Source organism: uncultured Microbacterium sp. (genome assembly GCF_945952435.1).
In the GTDB taxonomy this organism is placed as follows: domain Bacteria; phylum Actinomycetota; class Actinomycetes; order Actinomycetales; family Microbacteriaceae; genus Microbacterium.
Map to the genome: position 1 here is coordinate 145,803 of NZ_CAMFHZ010000004.1, position 19,574 is coordinate 165,376.

General features: G+C 70.0%; 15 protein-coding genes. 8 read left to right on the forward strand and 7 right to left on the reverse strand.

What is annotated here, in order from left to right; genetic code table 11:
* Both glnA (Q0P88_RS03400) and Q0P88_RS03405 read left to right on the forward strand, forming a co-directional pair.
* Positions 1-1,338: a type I glutamate--ammonia ligase gene (gene glnA / locus Q0P88_RS03400; RefSeq protein WP_295011060.1), complete on the forward strand. Its 1,338-nt coding sequence runs from the start codon at positions 1-3 to the stop codon at positions 1,336-1,338.
* Between the two features lie 6 nt (positions 1,339-1,344).
* Complete coding sequence (locus Q0P88_RS03405; protein ID WP_295011062.1) at positions 1,345-4,326, forward strand: bifunctional [glutamine synthetase] adenylyltransferase/[glutamine synthetase]-adenylyl-L-tyrosine phosphorylase; 2,982 nt, start codon at positions 1,345-1,347, stop codon at positions 4,324-4,326.
* Here Q0P88_RS03405 and Q0P88_RS03410 read toward each other — a convergent pair.
* The gene (locus Q0P88_RS03410) at positions 4,317-5,048 is read right to left on the reverse strand and encodes an aspartate/glutamate racemase family protein (RefSeq protein ID WP_295011064.1); all 732 of its coding nucleotides are present in this window, start codon (positions 5,046-5,048) and stop codon (positions 4,317-4,319) included. The genes Q0P88_RS03405 and Q0P88_RS03410 overlap by 10 nt on opposite strands.
* A gap of 154 nt (positions 5,049-5,202) precedes the next feature.
* Positions 5,203-6,627: a type I glutamate--ammonia ligase gene (glnA, locus tag Q0P88_RS03415; RefSeq protein WP_295011066.1), complete on the reverse strand. Its 1,425-nt coding sequence runs from the start codon at positions 6,625-6,627 to the stop codon at positions 5,203-5,205.
* A gap of 161 nt (positions 6,628-6,788) precedes the next feature.
* On the opposite strand from glnA (Q0P88_RS03415), the gene Q0P88_RS03420 reads away from it, so the two are divergent.
* Positions 6,789-7,217, forward strand: coding sequence for an RDD family protein (locus Q0P88_RS03420; protein ID WP_295011068.1), 429 nt, complete (start codon positions 6,789-6,791; stop codon positions 7,215-7,217).
* A 29-nt stretch (positions 7,218-7,246) separates the two neighbouring features.
* Here Q0P88_RS03420 and Q0P88_RS03425 read toward each other — a convergent pair whose 3' ends face one another.
* Positions 7,247-7,729: a RimK/LysX family protein gene (locus tag Q0P88_RS03425; RefSeq protein ID WP_295011070.1), complete on the reverse strand. Its 483-nt coding sequence runs from the start codon at positions 7,727-7,729 to the stop codon at positions 7,247-7,249.
* A 25-nt stretch (positions 7,730-7,754) separates the two neighbouring features.
* Between Q0P88_RS03425 and Q0P88_RS03430 the strand changes: the two genes are divergently transcribed.
* A complete protein-coding gene (locus Q0P88_RS03430; RefSeq protein ID WP_295011072.1) occupies positions 7,755-8,951 on the forward strand; it encodes a RimK family alpha-L-glutamate ligase in 1,197 nt (398 codons plus the stop codon).
* A gap of 77 nt (positions 8,952-9,028) precedes the next feature.
* Here Q0P88_RS03430 and Q0P88_RS03435 read toward each other — a convergent pair whose 3' ends face one another.
* Positions 9,029-9,739: a DUF4191 domain-containing protein gene (locus Q0P88_RS03435; RefSeq protein WP_295011074.1), complete on the reverse strand. Its 711-nt coding sequence runs from the start codon at positions 9,737-9,739 to the stop codon at positions 9,029-9,031.
* A gap of 156 nt (positions 9,740-9,895) precedes the next feature.
* Here Q0P88_RS03435 and Q0P88_RS03440 point away from each other — a divergent pair, with 156 nt between their 5' ends.
* Positions 9,896-11,368 carry a hypothetical protein gene (locus Q0P88_RS03440; RefSeq protein ID WP_295011076.1) on the forward strand — a complete coding sequence of 491 codons (1,473 nt, stop codon included), beginning with the start codon at positions 9,896-9,898 and terminating at the stop codon, positions 11,366-11,368.
* Positions 11,369-11,383: 15 nt separating this feature from the next.
* Here Q0P88_RS03440 and sucB read toward each other — a convergent pair whose 3' ends face one another.
* The 3 genes from sucB to Q0P88_RS03455 form a co-directional block, all read right to left on the reverse strand.
* Entirely contained in the window at positions 11,384-13,135 is a 1,752-nt protein-coding gene (gene sucB / locus Q0P88_RS03445) for a 2-oxoglutarate dehydrogenase, E2 component, dihydrolipoamide succinyltransferase (RefSeq protein ID WP_295011078.1), read from the reverse strand.
* A 97-nt stretch (positions 13,136-13,232) separates the two neighbouring features.
* Positions 13,233-14,606, reverse strand: a complete 1,374-nt coding sequence (gene lpdA, locus Q0P88_RS03450) for a dihydrolipoyl dehydrogenase (protein ID WP_295011080.1) — start codon at positions 14,604-14,606, stop codon at positions 13,233-13,235.
* The gene (locus Q0P88_RS03455; RefSeq protein ID WP_295011082.1) at positions 14,603-16,081 is read right to left on the reverse strand and encodes a leucyl aminopeptidase; all 1,479 of its coding nucleotides are present in this window, start codon (positions 16,079-16,081) and stop codon (positions 14,603-14,605) included. Before Q0P88_RS03455 ends, lpdA begins: the two co-directional genes overlap by 4 nt.
* 110 nt (positions 16,082-16,191) lie before the next feature.
* Here Q0P88_RS03455 and Q0P88_RS03460 point away from each other — a divergent pair, with 110 nt between their 5' ends.
* The 3 genes from Q0P88_RS03460 (at position 16,192) to Q0P88_RS03470 (ending at position 19,289) form a co-directional block, all read left to right on the forward strand.
* Complete coding sequence (locus Q0P88_RS03460; protein WP_295011084.1) at positions 16,192-17,127, forward strand: proteasome assembly chaperone family protein; 936 nt, start codon at positions 16,192-16,194, stop codon at positions 17,125-17,127.
* 204 nt (positions 17,128-17,331) lie between these two features.
* Complete coding sequence (locus tag Q0P88_RS03465; RefSeq protein ID WP_295011086.1) at positions 17,332-18,588, forward strand: RNA polymerase sigma factor; 1,257 nt, start codon at positions 17,332-17,334, stop codon at positions 18,586-18,588.
* A complete protein-coding gene (locus tag Q0P88_RS03470; protein WP_295011088.1) occupies positions 18,585-19,289 on the forward strand; it encodes a coenzyme F420-0:L-glutamate ligase in 705 nt (234 codons plus the stop codon). Before Q0P88_RS03465 ends, Q0P88_RS03470 begins: the two co-directional genes overlap by 4 nt.
* Positions 19,290-19,574: the final 285 nt, after the last annotated feature.

Below are 19,574 nucleotides of genomic sequence, written 5' to 3' on the forward strand. Positions count from 1 at the left end.
ATGGACAAGCAGCGCGACTTCGTGCTGCGCACCATCGAGGAGCGGGGCGTCAAGTTCGTCCGGCTCTGGTTCACCGACGTCATCGGGACGCTGAAGTCCGTCGCGATCGCCCCGGCCGAGGTCGAGGGCGCCTTCGCGGAGGGCATCGGATTCGACGGCTCGGCGATCGAGGGACTCACGCGCACGTTCGAGTCGGATCTGCTCGCGCAGCCCGACCCCACGACGTTCCAGACCCTGCCCTGGCGTGGCGAGATCGATCCGACGGCCCGGATGTTCTGCGACCTCACGACGCCCGACGGGCGTCCGGCCGTGGCCGACCCGAGGCACGTGCTCAAGCGCACGCTGGCGAAGGCGGCGGACGCCGGATTCACCTTCTACACGCACCCGGAGATCGAGTTCTACCTGCTGAAGTCCTCGCAGTTCGGCCCCGAGGGACCGGTGCCGGTCGATTCGGCGGGCTACTTCGACAACGTTCCAGGCGGCACGGCGCACGACTTCCGCCGCCGGTCCGTGCGCATGCTCGAGGATCTCGGCATCTCGGTCGAGTACAGCCACCACGAGGGCGGCCCCGGTCAGAACGAGATCGACCTGCGGTACGCCGATGCGCTCACGACCGCGGACAACATCATGACGTTCCGCACGGTCGTCAAGGAGGTGGCGATCGAGCAGGGCGTGTACGCCACGTTCATGCCGAAGCCGCTCAGCAACCACCCCGGTAGCGGCATGCACACGCACATGTCCCTCTTCGAGGGCGACATGAACGCGTTCTACGAGGAGGGCGCGAAGTACCAGCTGTCGCGCACGGGCCGCCAGTTCATCGCCGGCCTGCTGCGCCACGCGAACGAGATCGCCGCGGTCACGAACCAGTTCGTCAACTCGTACAAGCGACTCTGGGGCGGGGACGAGGCTCCGAGCTTCGTCACCTGGGGGCACGCGAACCGGTCCGCGCTCATCCGCGTGCCGATGTACAAGCCGAACAAGGGGCAGTCGACGCGGATCGAGTACCGCGCCCTCGACTCCGCGGCCAACCCGTATCTCGCCTACGCGCTCATGCTCGCCGCAGGGCTCAAGGGCATCGAGGAGGGCTACGAGCTGCCGCCCGAGGCCGAGGACAACGTCTGGTCGTTGAGCGACACCGAGCGCCGTGCGCTGGGCTATGCCTCGCTCCCGGCGAGCCTCGATCACGCGCTGGAGTACATGGAGGAGTCGGAACTCGTCGCCGAGACGCTCGGGGAGCAGGTCTTCAACTACGTGCTGCTGAACAAGCGCAAGGAGTGGGAGGCCTATCGCGGCCAGGTGACGCCGTTCGAGCTCAAGAGCAACCTCGAGCTGCTCTGACGGGTCATGCCGCGCTTCGCCGACTCGCTCTCGCTGACCGCACTCGCACGGCTCGGCTTCGTCGAGCTGTCCGAGGCGGCGGCGGGGTTGACCGAGCTCGCGGAGCTGACCGGGATCCCGGCACCGGAGCTCATCGACGGAATCCGCAGCGCGGATCCTGACGAGGCGCTCGCAGGACTCCTCCATCTCGGGCGACGCGCGCCCGAGGACCTGGCGTCGGTGCTGCGGGAGGACGATGTGCGGCGGCGGGTCTGGCGCGTCTTCGGGGCGTCCCCGGGACTCGCGAGGTTCTTCGAGCGGCGTCCGGAGCAGATCGACGCGGTGCGGGAGCACCCCGCGGCGCTGCCGACCGAGTCCGCATTGCGGGAGGCGCTGCTCGCCGCGGTCGGTGCCGTGGACGGCTTCGCACAGGACGGCGGAGCGGCGGCGCGGATCCGGCTGCGAGTCGCGTACCGTCGCGCGATCGCGGGGATCGCCGCGTTCGACCTCGCCGCGGAGGACCCGGTCGCCGCCACGGACGGAGTCTCGGCCGCCCTCGCCGACGCGGCCTCGGCCGCGCTCGAGGCCGCGCTCGCGATCGCGCGCACCGCGGTGGCGGAGGCGCCGGACGAGGACCGCGACGAGGTCGAGCTCACGCGGCTCGCGATCATCGGCATGGGCAAGACCGGCGCGCGGGAGCTGAACTACGTCAGCGACGTCGACGTGATCTTCGTCGCGGGCACCGCCGACGAGGAGCGCCTGTCCGAGGCGCGCGCGATCGACGTCGCGACCCGGCTGGCCAGAGAGACCATGCGCGCCCTCTCCGGGATCGAAGCCGAACCCGCGCTCTGGGAGGTCGACACCGCCCTGCGTCCCGAGGGCAAGCAGGGTGCGCTCGTCCGCTCGCTCTCCTCGCACATCGCGTACTACGACCGCTGGGCCAAGAGCTGGGAGTTCCAGGCGCTGCTCAAGGCGCGGGCCATCGCGGGCGATCCGACGCTCGGTCGCGAGTACGTGCAGGCCATGCAACCGAAGGTCTTCTCGAGCGCCGCCCGCGAGGACTTCGTGGGCGGCGTGCAGCGCATGCGCGAGCGCGTGACCGAGAACATCGCGCACGACGACGTGCCGTATCAGCTCAAGCTCGGTCCGGGAGGGCTGCGAGACATCGAGTTCACGGTCCAGCTCCTCCAGCTCGTGCACGGCCTCACCGATCCGCAGCTGCGCACCAGGGGCACCCTCGAGTCGCTGGACGCCCTCGTCGCGGGCGGCTACATCGGCCGGGCGGAGGCGGCGCTCTTCGCGCACGACTACCGGGTGCTGCGGCTCATCGAGCACCGCCTGCAGCTGCGCGAGATGCAGCGGACGCATCTCATCCCGCGCGAGCAGGGCGCGTTGCGCGTGCTCGCGCGGGCCACGGGACTCGCCGACAGCGCCGACGCGATCCGTCGGGTCTGGGAGGACGTGCGCCGTGAGGTGCGCGATCTGCACACCCGACTCTTCTACCGTCCGCTGCTGAGCGCCGTCGCCGCGCTGCCGGAGGAGGAGCGCTCCCTGTCCACGGATCAGGCGCACGACCGTCTCGCCGCGATCGGCTTCCGGGATCCGGCCGGCGCCCTGCGCCACATCGGCGCGCTGACGGCCGGCCTCAGCCGTAAGGCGACGATCCAGCGGCATCTCATGCCGATCATGGTCCGCTGGTTCGCGGACGGCACGGATCCGGACTACGGGCTGCTCGCCTTCCGGCGGATCAGCGAACGCCTCGGGGACACGCCCTGGTTCCTGCGCATGCTGCGGGACTCCTCCGGGGCGGCCGAGAGGCTCACCCGGGTGCTGTCGACGTCGCGCTACATCGGCGAGCTCATGGAGTGGATCCCGGAGTCCGTCGCGTGGCTGGAGAGCACGGACCTGCTGCGTCCGAGGCCGTCCCTCGCGCTCGACGAGGAGGCCAGGGCCATCCAGACCCGGCACGAGACCATCACGGACGCCATGCGCTCGGTGCGGGCGCTGCGTCGCCGCGAGCTGCTGCGCACCGCCATGGGCGCCGTGCTGGACGTGCTCACGATCGACGAGGTCGCCGCGGGGATCACCGACATCACGCAGGCGACGATCCAGGCCGCCCTGCGCGCGGTGCGTCGGGAGGTCGTCCCGCCGGAGGACGATGCGCTGGACTTCTCCGTCATCGCCATGGGACGCTTCGGCGGGGCGGAGCTCGGCTTCGGCTCCGATGCCGACGTCCTCTTCGTCTTCGAGCCGCACGGCGTCGATCCGCAGCGTGCGCAGCAGCTCGCGACGCGGATCGTCACCCGGCTGCGCGAACTGCTCACCGACCATCGGCTGCCGCTCGAACTCGATGCCGACCTGCGACCGGAGGGGCGCAACGGCCCTCTCGTGCGCTCCCTCGACTCCTATGCGGCGTACTACCGGCGGTGGTCCGTCTCCTGGGAGGCGCAGGCGCTCCTGCGCGCACGCGGGGTGGCCGGCAGCCACAAGCTCATAGAACGTTTCACCGCGCTCGCCGACAGCGTCCGCTACCCCGCGGCGATCGAGACGGCCTCGCTCCGGGAGATCAAGCGGATCAAGGCGCGCGTCGAGGGGGAGCGGCTCCCGCAGGGCGTGGACCCGCGGCGCCATCTGAAGCTCGGTCCCGGATCCCTGAGCGACGTCGAGTGGCTCGTGCAGATCGTGCAGCTGCAGCACGCCCACGACGTGCCGGGTCTGCGCACCACGTCGACGCTGGACGCGCTCGCGGTCGCCGTCGCAGAGGGATTCGTGCCCCACGCGGCCGGCGAGCGCCTCCGGGCCGCGTGGCTGCTGTCGAGCCGGCTGCGCTCGGCGATCACCCTGCTCGGGGGGCAGACGAAGGACCTCCTTCCGAGCGACGACCGCGAGCTCGACGGGGTCGGTCGCATCCTCGGCTATCCGGATCGTTCCGGGCTCGCCGTCGAGGAGGAGTACCTCGCTGTCACGCGCCGCGCCCGCCGCGACTTCGAGAAGCTGTTCTACGGCTGATCGGCGCCCCTCACGGGGAGCGGAGCCGGGGATCCGTCGCGCGCCGCGTCGAGGGCCGCGGCCACGTGCAGCGCGGTGGTCGGGAACACGGGCACGGCGGAGTCCTGCGATGTGACGAGGAGCTCGATCTCGGTGCAGCCGAGGACGACGCCCTGGATGCCGCGATCCACCAGGCGGGAGATGACGTCGCGGTAGCGCCGGCGGGACTCCTCGGTCACGATGCCGTGCACGAGTTCGTCGTAGATGATCCGGTGCACCGTCGCGCGATCGTCGGTCTCGGGGACGATCGTCGCGATCCCGTGCGCCGCGAGCCGGTCGCGGTAGAAGTCCTGCTCCATCGTGAACGCGGTCCCCAGCAGCCCGACCGTATGCAGGCCGGCCGCGCCGATCGCCGCCGCGGTCGAGTCCGCGATGTGCAGGAAGGGGACGTCGATCGCCGCGACGATGCGGTCGGCGACCCGGTGCATCGTGTTCGTGCAGAGGACGATCAGTTCCGCGCCCGCGGCCTCGAGGCGTCGTGCGTGCGCGGCGAGGAGGTCTCCTGCGCCGTCCCAGTCCCCGGAAGCCTGCATCGCCTCGATCACGGCGAAATCGAGGGAGTCCAGGAGGATCGGCGCCGAGTGGTATCCACCGGCCTCGTCGCGCACCCTCTCATTGGCCATCCGATACCAGTCGAGGGAGGATTCCCAGCTCATGCCGCCGAGCACACCGATCGTCTTCACGTCTCCACGCTACCGATCCGGGCTCCGCGTCCTCGTCGACGGCGACGGTGACGGTGACGGAGGAACGGTCGTGGAGGGGCCAGGAGAGCCGGAAGGGCCGGCTCCGATGACTCTCGTCACCGGAATCGGCCCTTCCAGGATCCGTTCGCGAGAATCAGACGCCGTAGTACAGCTCGTACTCGAACGGGTGCGGGCGCTGGGCCATCGGCAGGATCTCGTTCTCGTACTTGTAGTCGATCCAGGTCTGGATGAGCTCCTCCGTGAACACGCCGCCTTCGAGGAGGAACGCGTGGTCGTTGCGGAGCGCCTCGAGCGAGTCCAGCAGGGAGTTCGGGACCTGCGGGATGTTCTTCGCCTCCTCCGGGGGGAGCTCGTAGAGGTCCTTGTCGACCGGCTCGTGCGGCTCGATGCGGTTCTTGATGCCGTCCAGGCCCGCCATGAGCTGCGCCGCGAAGGCGAGGTACGGGTTGCCGGAGGCGTCGGGCGCGCGGAACTCGATGCGCTTGGCCTTCGGGTTGGTGCCCGTGATCGGGATGCGGATCGCCGCGGACCGGTTGCCGGCCGAGTACACCAGGTTCACCGGCGCCTCGAAGCCCTTCACCAGACGGTGGTAGCTGTTCAGGGTCGGGTTGGTGAAGGCGAGCACGGCCGGAGCGTGCTTGAGCAGGCCGCCGATGTACCAGCGCGCGATGTCGCTGAGCCCGCCGTAGCCCTGCTCGTCGTAGAACAGCGGCTTGCCGTCGTTCCAGAGCGACTGATGGGTGTGCATGCCCGACCCGTTGTCGCCGAAGAGCGGCTTGGGCATGAACGTCGCCGTCTTGCCCCACAGCTCGGCCGTGTTCTTGACGATGTACTTGAACTTCAGGATGTCGTCGGCCGCATGCACCATCGTGTCGAAACGGTAGTTGATCTCCTGCTGACCGCCGGTGCCCACCTCGTGGTGGGCGCGCTCGAGCACCAGACCGGACTCGATGAGCTTCAGGCTGATGTCGTCGCGCAGATCCGCCGTCTTGTCGACCGGAGCGACGGGGAAGTAGCCGCCCTTGTACCCCGTCTTGTTGCCGAGGTTCCCGCCGTCCTCCTCGCGACCGGTGTTCCAGGCACCCTCCTCCGAGTCGACGGAGTAGAAGCTCCCGTTCGGCGTGACCGCGTAGCGGACGTCGTCGAAGATGTAGAACTCGGCCTCGGGGGCGAAGAAGGCGGTGTCTGCGATGCCGGTGGACGCGAGGTACTTCTCCGCGTTCTTGGCCACCTGGCGCGGGTCCTTGCTGTAGATCTCGCCGGTGCGCGGGTTGTAGATGTCGAAGACCATGATGAGCGTCTTCGCCTCGCGGAACGGGTCGAGGTACGCGGTGGTCACGTCCGGGATGAGCTGCATGTCGGACTCGTGGATCGACGCGAAGCCGCGGATCGAGGAGCCGTCGAAGAGCTGGCCGTCGCGGAAGAAGTCCTCGTCCACGGTCGAGGCGGGGATGTTGAAGTGCTGCTGCACACCCGGGAGGTCGGTGAAGCGGATGTCGAGGAACTTGACGTCGTTGTCGCGGATGTACGCGATCAGTTCGGCGGGATCAGTGAACATGCATGAACTCCTGAGGGAACGGGTACGGTCGAGCGACCTGCAAGCAGGTTACGGACGGGGGATGACGTGATCGTGTCTGAAATGTTTCGGCCATGTTACGGGCTCCGAGGTCGCTCGGCTGACCGTCGGGACGCGCCGTCCCGAACGCCTAGGCTGGAGAGATGTCCGATCCCGCACAGTCTTATCCCGGTGAGCGACTCGGGCTCCCGGCCACGGGATCGGGCAGCGTCGGACGGCTCGGCCGGCGTGTCGCCGCGCTCTTCATCGACTACGCGGCCGCCTCGATCATCGCGTCCGCCTTCCTCGGCTTCCGGCAGTTCGCCCTTCCCGAGGAAGGGGGGATCACGCAGTTCGCTCCGATGATCGTGTTCGCGATCCTGCAGATCCTCTTCATCCCGACCATCGGCGGCAGCCCGGGCCATCGGCTCGTCGGCATGCGTGTCGTCACGATGAGCGGCGCCTGGGTCGGGCTCTGGCGCCCGATCGTGCGCACGATCCTGCTCGTCCTCGTGATCCCCGCGGTGATCTTCGACGCCGATCAGCGCGGCCTGCACGACAAGGCCGCGGGCACGACCCTCATCCGCGCCTGACCGATCCGTCGGAACGTCCCTGCGCGGCCTCAGACGACCTCGTGGCCGCGGTTCAGGCGGCGGAACGTCTTCGGTGCCTTGCCGCCCAGGAACGAGCGCGCGGGGTCGATCACGAAGCCCTGACGGAGCGCCTCCCGGCCGATGAGCATCCGGAAGCCCATCTCGCTCCGGTTGCTCAGCGTCACCTCCGCGGTGACCCGCCGTCCGACGAGAACGAGATCGAGCAGCACGACGAGCCGGCTCTGGGCGTGCCCGGAGGAGGAGCGCACGTCGCGCCGGTCGAACACAGGCAGCTCGACCGGCACGAGCTCATGCGCGCCCTGCCAGGGACGCACGTCGAAGCGGACCCAGGGCGCGCCGTCGCGCTCGAACTCGCGGATGTGCTGCGCGTGCAGGGAGGAGCTGCGGGCGCCGGTGTCGACCTTGGCCTTGATCCAGGGGATTCCGACGTCCGGGAGGGTCACCCACTCCCGCCACCCGATAAGGGTGCTTGAATTGGGGGACCGGTCCACACTCTTATCCTGGCAGGAATCCACCGTGAAGCTCGCCGTGCTCTCGCGCGCCCCGCAGTCCTACTCCACTCAGCGCTTCCGCGCGGCCGCTCTCCAGCGCGGGCACCAGATCAAGGTGCTGAACACCCTCCGTTTCGCGATCGACCTGACGGCGGACGAACCCGATCTGCACTATCGCGGCCGCCGGCTCAGCGATTACGACGCGATCCTGCCGCGCATCGGCAACTCGATCACCTACTTCGGCACGGCCGTCGTCCGCCAGTTCGAGCAGATGGACGTCTACACGCCGAACACCGCCAACGGCATCTCCAGCGCGCGCGACAAGCTGCGGGCGAACCAGATCCTGTCCCGGCACAACATCGCCATGCCGCCGACCGCGTTCGTGCGCAACCGGGCCGATGTCCGTCCGGCCATCGAGCGGGTCGGCGGGGCGCCGGTCGTCATCAAGCTGCTCGAGGGCACCCAGGGCATCGGCGTGATCCTGGCCCCGCAGGTCAAGGTCGCAGAGGCCATCATCGAGACCCTGCACTCGACGAAGCAGAACGTCCTGATCCAGAAGTTCATCGCGGAGAGCCGCGGGCGCGACATCCGCGCGCTCGTCGTCGGGGACCGCGTGGTCGCCGCGATGCGTCGGGTGGCCAACGGCGATGAGTTCCGCTCCAACGTGCATCGGGGCGGCACGGTCGAGGCCGTCACCCTGGACCCGCTCTACGAGCAGACCGCCGTCCGCGCCGCGCAGATCATGGGTCTGCGCGTGGCGGGCGTGGACATGCTGGAGGGCGAGGACGGCCCGCTGGTGATGGAGGTCAACTCGTCGCCGGGACTGCAGGGGATCGAGGCGGCGACAGGCCTCGACGTCGCGGGCGCCATCATCGACTACATCGCCAACCAGGTGAACTTCCCGGAGATCGACGTGCGCCAGCGGCTCAGCGTGTCGACCGGATACGGCGTTGCCGAGCTCGTCATCCACGCCGGCGCCGAGCAGGTCGGCAAGCAGCTCGGCGACCTCGGGCTCTGGGACCGGGACATCACGGTGCTGACCCTGCATCGCGGGGTGACGGTGATCCCGAATCCGCGCAAGCACGTGGTTCTGGAGGACGAGGACAGACTGCTCTGCTTCGGCAAGCTGGACGAGATGCGCTCGATGATTCCGGAGCGCCGCCGCCGCAGGGCCAAGGTGCGAAAGCTCCGCAAAGAGCACCTGCCGGACGCGTCGGCCTGAGCGCGACGCGCACCCGACGAGAAGCGCCCGATCCCTCTGGAGGGATCGGGCGCTTCTCGGTCGTCCGGGACGGATTCTCAGCGCGGGCGCGGCGCGCGCGCCTTGAGCGGATCGATGCCCTTCGGGATCGGCAGCGAGGCGACGGACTGCGAGACGGATTCCATCCGCTTGATCACGGCCGCCATGGTGGCGTTGTCGATCGCCTTGGGAAGCTTCTTGATGGTGGACGCGAGCTTGTCGATGGGGACCTCGTCTTCGCCGTGACCGACGTAGAACACGTTCACCGGCACTCCCTGCGCCACCCGGAGGGCCTTCGTGCGCTCGTCCTTCACGAGGCGCGTGAGGCGTCCCCGCGCCCCCTCGGCGACGACGACGATGCCGCCGCGGCCGATCGCGCGATAGACCGCATCCTGCGACTTGGGGTTCACTCCCACGGGCACCTCGGAGCCCTGCCAGCTGCGGCCCAGCGCGGTGCTGACGACGTGACCCGCAGCGCCGGGCATACCGTCGATCTTGCGGTACATCGCCGTGGTCGACAGCCGTGTCATGAGGAACATCGAGGCGAGCACGCCCGCGAGCAGGCCTGTGACGCCCCAGAGGACGAGGCTCCAGATCTGGAACGGCGGGATCAGGTATCCGACGATGAGGCCGACGAGCACGCCGATGATGAGAAGCGCGATCTGAGCCCAGGGCAGCCACGAGTAGACCTCGCGCGTGAAGCGGAAGAGCGAGCGCAGCTGGGAGAAGAAGCCGGGCTGCTTCTCCGTCGCGGAGGGACTTTTTGCCATGCCTTCCAGCCTACCGATTCCACGGCGCGCCTACCGCTCCGATCCGACTGTTCGTCAAGACCCCGATCGTCCTGCACAGGGGGTCGCGCCGCCGAGGACTGCACCGATTGCGCCTCGCCGCCGCCGCCGAGGCGCCCGGACGGCTGAGATGGCTTCATGGAAGAGCACAGGGGAGCGGCCGCCGTCGCGGGGGTGCACCGGGTGGTGCGCACGTTGGCGGACGGGGAGGGCCCGTTCGCGGGGGAGCTGGTCACACGGGGAGCGGAGGTCGCTGTTCGGATGGACGCGGGTGCGTTGCTCGCGTGGCCGGGATGGCGCTACGCCGGCGCCGAGCACATCGCGGCGCCTCGGGATCTGGCGCTGCGCCTCGATGGGCAGGACGTGCTCCTGCCGTGGTGCGTCTGCACCGCGCAGGAGTGGACCGCTCGGCGCGCCGCGGAGGACGGCGATCTGCCGAACGGCGAGGCCGTGACGCTCGTCGTCAGCATGCTGCGCGGACTGGGCGAGCTGCCCGCGGACCGAGCGGAAGAGGGGCAGTGGTGGGTCGGGGACGACGGACGGCCCATGTTCGTGCTCGGCGTCGGCGACGCGGACGTGGAGGCGACCCGGGTGGTCGTCGCATCGCTGGAGGACCGGACCCACGATCGGGCGTTGGGGCGCGTTCTGGGGCGGGTGCGCAATGCCTTGGAGGATCGTCGACGACTGCGTGCGGAGGCGCCTCGCTGGGAGAAGGAGCTGCTGGAGGTCGCTGCTCCGCGCCCGCTGCGCATGTCGGCTCAGGGGCCGGACGTGGATCCGCTGCGGCTCCCGGTGCGCGGTGGCGGTTCCGGTCCCGTGCGCCGTCGCGATCTCCGGTCGCGGGCGGCCGGACACGGGTCCCGCGCCGTGGGGGTGGTCGCGCCGCGTGGCTTTCGCCGGGCGACGGCGGACGCGGCGCGGTGGGGGGACGCGGCGCGATCGCGTGTGATCTCGGGGCTGGGTCGCGTCGCGCGCCCCCGCGGGAGCGGCTCGCCGGGGCTGCGCGCGTCGTCGGAACCGGCGGCAGCGGCACGAGGGCGGGGCGATGGGGCGCCTTCCGCCCGGCGTCGGTGGCGGGGACCGGCGATCGCCGGGGCCGGGATTGCGATCGCGGTCGCCGTGCTCGGAGCGTCGTGGCCCGAGTCGGGGGCGTCCGGCGCGGGGGGCGCCGACGGCTCCGACCGTGCGCGATCTGCGGCGCCGGCGACGTCCGCTCCGGAGGCGAGCCCGGAGCCGACGCACAGGGAGGGCGTCGGGAACCCGGCGGCTTCGCCGCAGCCCTCAGACGTCGCGCTCGTTCGGCCAGGCGCGCAGGCCGGGAAGGATCCGTTGGCTGCTGCGGCCGGCCTGCTGGCTGCAGCACGGCGATGCGGGCAGAACGCGGGGGAGGGATGCGAGGACGTGTGGGACGACGGCTCGCGGGAGAAGACCGTTCGCGGCACGGACGAAGCGCCCCTCCTCGTCGAGGACTACGGTGACGTGGCTGCGGTGCGCAACCCCGCCGCCGACGGTGCACAGATGGTCGTCATCATCCGTAGGAACGCCGAATGGCGGATCCGGGATGTCTATGACATCGCGGATCCGCCATCGGTGGGGGCAGGTGCCCCGTGATTGGGGTTCGGAGGGTCAGACGCCCAGCTCGCCGGCGAAGTCGGCCTCCTCCAGGCGCGACTTCACTGCGGACAGGAAGCGCGCAGCGTCCGCACCGTCGATCGTGCGGTGGTCGTACGACAGTGCGAGGTAGACGTACGAGCGCACGGCGATGGCCTGCTGGCCGTCGACCGTCACGACGCCAGGACGCTTCACGACGATGCCGGTGCCGAGGATCGCGGACTGGGGGAGGAACACGACGGGAGTGTCGAACAGCGCCCCGCGGGAACCGGTGTTCGTCAGCGTGAAGGTGCCGCCCGCGAGCTCGTCGGGCTTCAGCTTGTTCTCACGCGTGCGGGCCGCCAGATCGGCGATCTCGTGTGCGATCTCGGCGATCGTCTTCGAACCCGCGTCACGGAGGACCGGCGTGAGCAGCCCGCGCTCCGTGTCGACCGCGATCGAGATGTTCTCGCTCGCGGGGTACACGATGTCGGTGCCGTCGACGGTCGAGTTGACGATCGGGAACTCCTGCAGCGCCTCCGCGGCGGCGAGAGCGAAGAACGGCAGGAAGGAGAGCTTGTCGCCGGTCTTCTGCTGGAACGACGCCTTGACGCTGTCGCGGTAGTCCGACAGGCGCGTGACATCGACCTCGACGACCGTGGTCAGCTGCGCGGTCTGCTGCATCGACGCGACGGCACGCTCGGCCAGGACCTTGCGCAGACGCGACATCGGCTGCGTGGTTCCGCGCAGCGGGGACACCTCGCGCTGCTTCCGGGCAGCGGGAGCAGCGCCGGCGGGTGCGGCCGCGGCCGCGGGGGCGGCGGCGTTCAGCACGTCCTCCTTGCGGATGCGGCCACCGACGCCGGAGCCGGAGACGGTCGACAGGTCGACCCCCTTTTCGGCCGCCAGGCGACGCACGAGCGGAGTCACATAGAGCGAGTCCGTGCCGCTGTCCGTGCTCGCGGCCGGCGCGGTGCTGGGCGCGGAGGCCGCGGCGGGCGCCGGCGTGGATGCGGCAGCCGCCGTAGCCGGTGCCGGTGCCGGTGCCGCAGGTGCAGCCGCCGGAGCTTGCTCGGGCTCTGCGGAAACCGGGGCGGCGGGTGCGGGCGCGGCGGCGGGCGCGGGAGCAGCCGGTGCCGTCGTCGCGGCCGGGGCGCCGCTACCGATGCGGGCGAGGACGGCGCCGACCGCGATGGTCTCGTCCTCCGCGGCCAGGATCTCCTGCAGCGTGCCGGCGACGGGCGAGGGGATCTCGGTGTCGACCTTGTCCGTGGAGATCTCGAGCAGCGGCTCGTCCACGGCGACGTCGTCGCCGACCTGCTTGAGCCAGCGCGTGACGGTTCCTTCGGTGACGCTCTCACCCAGTTCGGGGAGGCGGACATCGGTCGCGTCGCTCGAGGATGCGGCGGCAGGAGCCGGGTCGGCGGAAGGACCGGGTGCCTCGGACGAGGGGGCGGCTGCCTCGGCGGGCGGCGTAGCAGCTTCGGCGGGAGCCTCTTCGGCGGGCGCTTCCGCCGCGGGCGCGGCCTCGGCGGGAGCCGCGGCTCCGGAGCCGTCGCCGATCCGGGCGAGGACCGCGCCGATCTCGACGGTCTCGTCCTCGGCGACGAGGATCTCCTCGATCACTCCGCTGATCGGCGAGGGGATCTCGGTGTCGACCTTGTCGGTCGAGATCTCGAGAAGCCCTTCGTCGGCCTGGATGGTGTCGCCGACCTGCTTGAGCCAACGGGTCACTGTGCCCTCGGTGACGCTCTCTCCGAGGGCGGGGAGGACCACGGGTGTGCTCATGACGGAGTCTCCTTAAGGAAGTTCGTGATGTCTTTCAGCTTAGCGGGCAAGGCCACCGGAGGCCGAGTCCATGATTCCACGATGTGCAAGTTTAGTTTCACAATGCGTGAAGTGGTTTGCCGGCGAGAGCCAGGAAGGCCTCGCCGAGCGCTTCGCTCTGGGTGGGATGCGCGTGGATCAGGGGCGCGATGTCCTCGGGATGGGCTTCCCAGCTCACCGCGAGCTGGCCCTCGGTGATGAGCTCGCCCACCCGGTCGCCGACGAGGTGCACGCCGAGAACGGGGCCGTCCTTCTGCCGCACGACCTTCACGAGACCGCCGGTTCCGATGATCTCGCTCTTGCCGTTCCCTGCGAGGTTGTACTCGTACGACACCACCGCGTCGGCCCCGTGCTCGGCGATCGCGACGGCCTCGGTCACGCCGACCGAGGCGAGTTCCGGGCTGCTGTAGGTGACGCGCGGGATCTGCGAGTCCGGGATCACCGCAGGGGCCAGCCCCGCGATGCGCTCCGCGGCGGCGATGCCCTGCAGGAACCCGCGGTGCGCGAGCTGCAGGCCTGGGACGATGTCCCCCACCGCCCACACGTGGTCGACGTTGGTGCGCAGCTCGGGGTCGGTGAGCACGAAGCCGCGCTCCATCGCGACGCCGGCCTCCTCGAAGCCGAGACCGGAGGTGGCGGGGCCGCGACCGACGGCGACCAGCAGGTAGTCGGCCTCATAGGTCGTGCCGTTCTCGAGCTCGACCGTCACGGCATCCGCGGTCTGGGTCGCCGAAGCGAAGCGCACGCCGAGGGAGTACCCGATGCCGCGGCGGCGGAAGGCCCGCTCCAGCGCCTTGCTGAGGGCGATGTCCTCGTTGGGCGCCAAGTGGTCGAGCGCCTCGATGATCGTGACCTCGGCGCCGAAGGAGCGCCAGACGCTCGCGAACTCGACACCGATGACGCCGCCGCCCAGGATCACCACGCGGCCGGGCACCTCGTCGAGCGCAAGGGCCTGTTCGCTCGTGAGGATCCTTCCGCCGATCTCGAGTCCGGGCAGCGAACGGCTGTACGACCCGGTGGCGAGGATGACGTCCGCGCCCGTATAGACGTCGTCGCCGACGGCCACGGAGCGGTCCGGGCGCAGGACGCCCTCCCCAGCGACCACGGTGATCCCGCGCGCCTTGACGAGACCTTCCAGGCCCTTGTACTTCTTGGCGACGATGCCCTCGCGGTAGGCGGTGACGCCCTGGGGGTCGATTCCCTCGAACGCCGCGCCGACGCCGTACTTTGCGGCGTCCCGGACGTTCTCGGCGACCTCCGCGGAGTGCAGCAGCGCCTTGGTCGGGATGCAGCCACGATGCAGGCAGGTTCCGCCGACCTTGTCCTTCTCGATGAGTGCGACGGACTTGCCGAGCTCCGCCGCTCGGAGCGCCGCGGCGTACCCGCCGCTGCCGCCGCCGAGGATGACGATGTCGAACGTGTGCGCGGTCATGCCTGCCCTCCCTTCGCACGTGCTTCGGCGAACGCGACGAGCGTACGCACGATGGCGCCGGTCGCGCCCTTGTCCGTGAATCCGTACGGGGCGCCCTTGTGCTCCGAGGATCCGGCGATGTCGAGGTGCGCCCAGGGGATCCTGCTCGCATCTTCCGCATCCGCGGTGCGGCCGACGAAACGGCGCAGGAAGAGGCCGGCGAACAGCGCGCCACCGGAGGGATCGCCGATCTTGGCGTTCACGAGGTCGGCGATGGGGGAGTCGAGCTGTTCCTCCATGTGGTCCGGCAGCGGCATCGGCCACGCGAGCTCGCCCTCGGCCGCGGCCGCGGCGAGCACCTCCTGCACGGTCGCGTCGTCGCCGAAGACGCCGGTGTGGCGCATCCCCAGCGCGGTGATGATCGCACCGGTCAGCGTCGCGACGTCGAGGATCACGTCCGGGTTCTCCCGGCTGGCGGAGACGAGGCCGTCGGCCAGGACCAGTCGGCCCTCGGCATCGGTGTTGAGCACCTCGACGCTCTGCCCGTCGAGCATGCGCAGCACATCGCTCGGGCGGATCGCGCTGCCCGAGGGCATGTTGTCGGCGATGCAGAGCCACGCGGTCACCCGGACGGGGAGGCCGAGGGTCGCGATCGCGCGCGTCGCGGCGAGGATGCTCGCGGCCCCGGCCATGTCGGTCTTCATGCCGACCATGCTCGCCGGCGGCTTCAGCGAGAGGCCACCGGTGTCGAAGGTGATCCCCTTGCCGACGAGCGCGATGTGCGCGACGGCGTCGGCGGGCGCGTAGTCCAGGTGCACGAGGCGCGGCGGGCGTTCGGAGCCCTGACCGACGCCGAGGATGCCGCCGAAGCCGCCGTTCGCGAGTGCGGTCTCGTCGAGCACCTCGACCGAGACGTCGAGTCCGGCGACCGCGTCGGTCGCACGCTGCGCGAGGTCCGCCGGTCCCAACCACTCGGCGGGGGTGGTGACGAGGTCGCGGGTCAGCGCCACCGCCTCTGCGAGGGCGCGGGCACGGGCCGCGGCCTCATCGGACACCTCCGCGTGCAGGGTCACGATGCCGGCGCGCTGGGGCTTCTCGGACGAGCGGTAGTCGTCGAACCGGTAGCCGCCGAGGAGGGCGCCCTCCGCCGCCGCGACCGAGAACGGGAGGATCGCGTCGGAGAGGAGGACCGAGACGCGCTCGAAGCCGGTGAGGTTGCGCAATGCCGCGCCGACCGCCTCGCGGACCGCGTCCGGATCCGGCGTCGCGCCCGCACTCACCACGGCGACGGGCACGTCGGCGACGTCGTCGGCGGGGATCCGGACGAAGGCGCCGGGCTTTCCCGAGAAGCCGACGGCGGTGAGGGCCGCGTGCGTCGTGTCGAAGGGCGAGAGGTCGGCCGGGGTGTCGGTGAGGCCGGCGACGACGAGCACGACCGCATCCGCGTTCGCGTCCGCCGGAGCGCCTTGTGAGAGCTCGAGCACAGGAGACGTCATGATCTCCATCCTAGGATCGGCGGGCGGTGCGACGTCGGGAGCGATGCGTCGCGTGTTCGCTCTCAGCGGTCAGCCGATCCGGGCGTCCGGGGGACTCGTAGCATGGTGACATGCCCTTCTCCGGAGAGATCCACGAGCGCGTCGCCCGCGCGGACGCCATCCCGTCCGGCCTGCCCCTCGTCGTCCTGCTGACCGGATTCACCGACGCGGGATCCGCCGTGTCGGGGCTCATGGACCACCTCGCCGAGACCACCGATCCGCAGCCGCTGCTCGTGTTCGACAACGACGTGCTCCTCGACTACCGGGCCCGTCGCCCGGTGCTCACCTTCGACGAGGACCACATCTCGGGACTGCGTCCCGCTCGTCTCGAGCTCTCTCTCGCGCACGACGCGCTGGGCAGGCCGTTCCTGCTCCTGTCCGGCTACGAGCCCGATTTCGCCTGGAACGCGTTCGCCGACGTGGTGCTCGACTTCGCCGCCGTGCACGAGGTGTCCACCGTGACGTGGGTGCACTCGATCGCGATGCCCGTCCCGCACACCCGGCCGATCGGCGTGACCGTGAGCGGCAACCGTGCCGACCTCGTCGCGGCGCACTCGGTGTGGCGCCCCCGCACCCAGGTGCCGGGCACGGTCGGCCATCTGCTGGAGTACCGCTTCGTCCAAGACGAGCAGCCGGTCGCGAGCTTCGTTCTGCTCGTGCCGCACTACCTCGCCGACACCGAGTATCCCGACGCGGTGATCGCCGCCGCCGAGAAGGTGATGGCGTCGACGGGACTGGTTCTGCTCACGGACGCGCTGCGGGAACAGAGCGCGGGCTACCACGAGCGCGTCGACGAGCAGATCGCCGACAACGAGGAGCTCGGTCAGATGGTCCGCACGCTCGAGCACCGCTACGACGCCTATATGGCGGGGCTGGACGTCGAGGGGGAGGCGCGGGGCGACTTCGTGGAGGGTGCCCTGCCGAGCGCGGATGAACTCGCCGCGGAGCTCGAGCGCTTCCTCGCCTCTCGCCCCAGCGGCGACGAGGACAAGAACGGCCGTCTCTGATCCGACCGGCTCCCGCCGGAATGCGCGTCTCTTGCGGAACGTTCTCCTCAGGGAGAGCCGCTCCGCGCAGAGTGTGACATACTTATTCGGCGACCCATTGTCAACCATCCCGTCGGCGGAGCATCCGCCTCGGGACTTGACAAGGGTCTTACTAGTGTCCGAAAAGGCCCGGGGGTCCGCGCAGCCCCCGTTGAAAGGCGAGACGTGACGACTGCCACGAAGAAGAACACCCGGACGAAGAGCACCGAGACCGAGCCCGAGGAGCTCGCGGCCGAGGCCGCAGAGGTCGAGACGGCCCCCGCGGCGAAGAAGGCCCCGGCGAAGAAGCCTGCAGCCACCAAGAGCACCGCGAAGAAGACCACGCGTGCCAAGAAGGCCGAAGAGCCCGAGGCCGAGTCCGTCGAGGACGCGGCAGCCCCGGCCGACGATGCCGACGAGGAGGAGGGCGCCAAGCCCGCCTTCACCGAACCGCTTCCCACCGGCGCCATCCGCATCAGCGCCTCCGACGAGGACGATGCTCCCGTCTACTCGACCCAGATCACGGGCGCCACGGCGGATCCGGTCAAGGACTACCTGAAGCAGATCGGAAAGGTCGCGCTGCTGAACGCGGCCGAAGAGGTCGAGCTCGCGATGCGGATCGAGGCCGGTCTCTTCGCGGAGGAGAAGCTGTCCGCGATGTCGGCCGTCGAGAAGACCGGCCAGCTCGGACTCGACCTGCAGTGGGTCGCACGCGACGGCCAGCGCGCCAAGAGCCATCTGCTCGGCGCCAACCTCCGCCTGGTGGTCTCGCTCGCGAAGCGCTACACCGGACGCGGCATGCAGTTCCTGGACCTCATCCAGGAGGGCAACCTGGGTCTCATCCGCGCGGTCGAGAAGTTCGACTACACCAAGGGGTTCAAGTTCTCCACCTACGCGACGTGGTGGATCCGTCAGGCCATCACCCGCGCGATGGCTGATCAGGCCCGCACGATCCGCATCCCGGTGCACATGGTCGAGGTCATCAACAAGCTCGCCCGCGTGCAGCGGCAGATGCTCCAGGACCTGGGCCGCGAGCCCACGCCGGAGGAGCTGAGCCGCGAGCTCGACATGACCCCGGAGAAGGTCATCGAGGTGCAGAAGTACGGTCGGGAGCCCATCTCCCTGCACACGCCCCTCGGCGAGGACGGCGACAGCGAGTTCGGCGACCTCATCGAGGACACCGAGGCCGTGGTCCCCGCGGATGCGGTCGGGTTCACGATGCTGCAGCGCCAGCTCGAGCAGCTGCTCGACTCGCTCTCGGAGCGCGAGGCCGGCGTGATCCGGATGCGCTTCGGTCTCGGCGACGGTCAGCCCAAGACCCTCGATCAGATCGGCGACACGTTCGGGGTCACCCGTGAGCGGATCCGGCAGATCGAGTCCAAGACGATGGCGAAGCTGCGTCACCCCAGCCGCTCGCAGTCGCTGCGGGACTACCTCGAGTGAGCACGGACGCGAAGCCGAACGACGGCAAGCAGCTCGAGATCTCGGTCGAGGGCGCGCGCTGGCTCCGGATCCCGATCCGCACCAAGGTCGTCATGCCCGGCGACGTGCTCGCGGACGTCGTCTCCGAGTACGCCGGGGGCGAGGTGCAGCAGGGCGACCTGCTCTTCATCACCGAGAAGATCGTCGGCATCACGCAGGGACGTTCCTTTCTGCTGGAGGAGATCGCGCCTCGTCGGCTCGCCTTCTTCCTGTCGAAGTACGTGACCCGCACGCCGTACGGCATCGGCCTCGGAATGCCCGAGACCATGGAGATGGCGCTGCGCGAGTGCGGCACTCCGCGGATCCTGCTCGCCGCCGCTGTGTCGGCCGTGACGAAGGCCTTCGGGCGGCGGGGCGACTTCTATCGGATCGCGGGCGAGAAGGCCCGCGCGATCGATGGGCCGACCGAGGGCACCATGCCGCCCTATGACCGCTCCGTCGTGCTCGGACCGGCGCGGCCCCGCGAGGTCGCGCACGAGATGCGGGATCTGCTGCAGGGTGTCTGCGATGTCGCGGTGGTCGACATCAACGATCTCGGCGGCAACATCCTGGGCTCCACGCTGGACAAGTCCGACGAGAAGCGCCTCGTGGCCATTCTGAAGGACAACCCGCTCGGCCAGGGCACGGAGTCGACGCCGATGGGCATCATCCGGCGTGCCTGATCACGTTCGCACGATACGACAACGCGGCTTCCCCTCTCCGGGGAGGCCGCGTTTCGTCTCGGTCGCCTGCGGCGTCCTCGCTCAACGATCTCGGGGAAGGGGGCGCGTTCCTTTGAGGTCGTTGAGCGAGCGCCGGCGGAGCCGGAGCGAGACGAAACGGGGTGTGTGAAGGTCGCGTTTCGTCTCGGGCGCCTGCGGCGTCCTCGCCCAACGACCCCGGGGGAGGGACAGCGCGTTCCTTTGAGGTCGTTGAGCGAGCGCCGGCGGAGCCGGAGCGAGACGAAA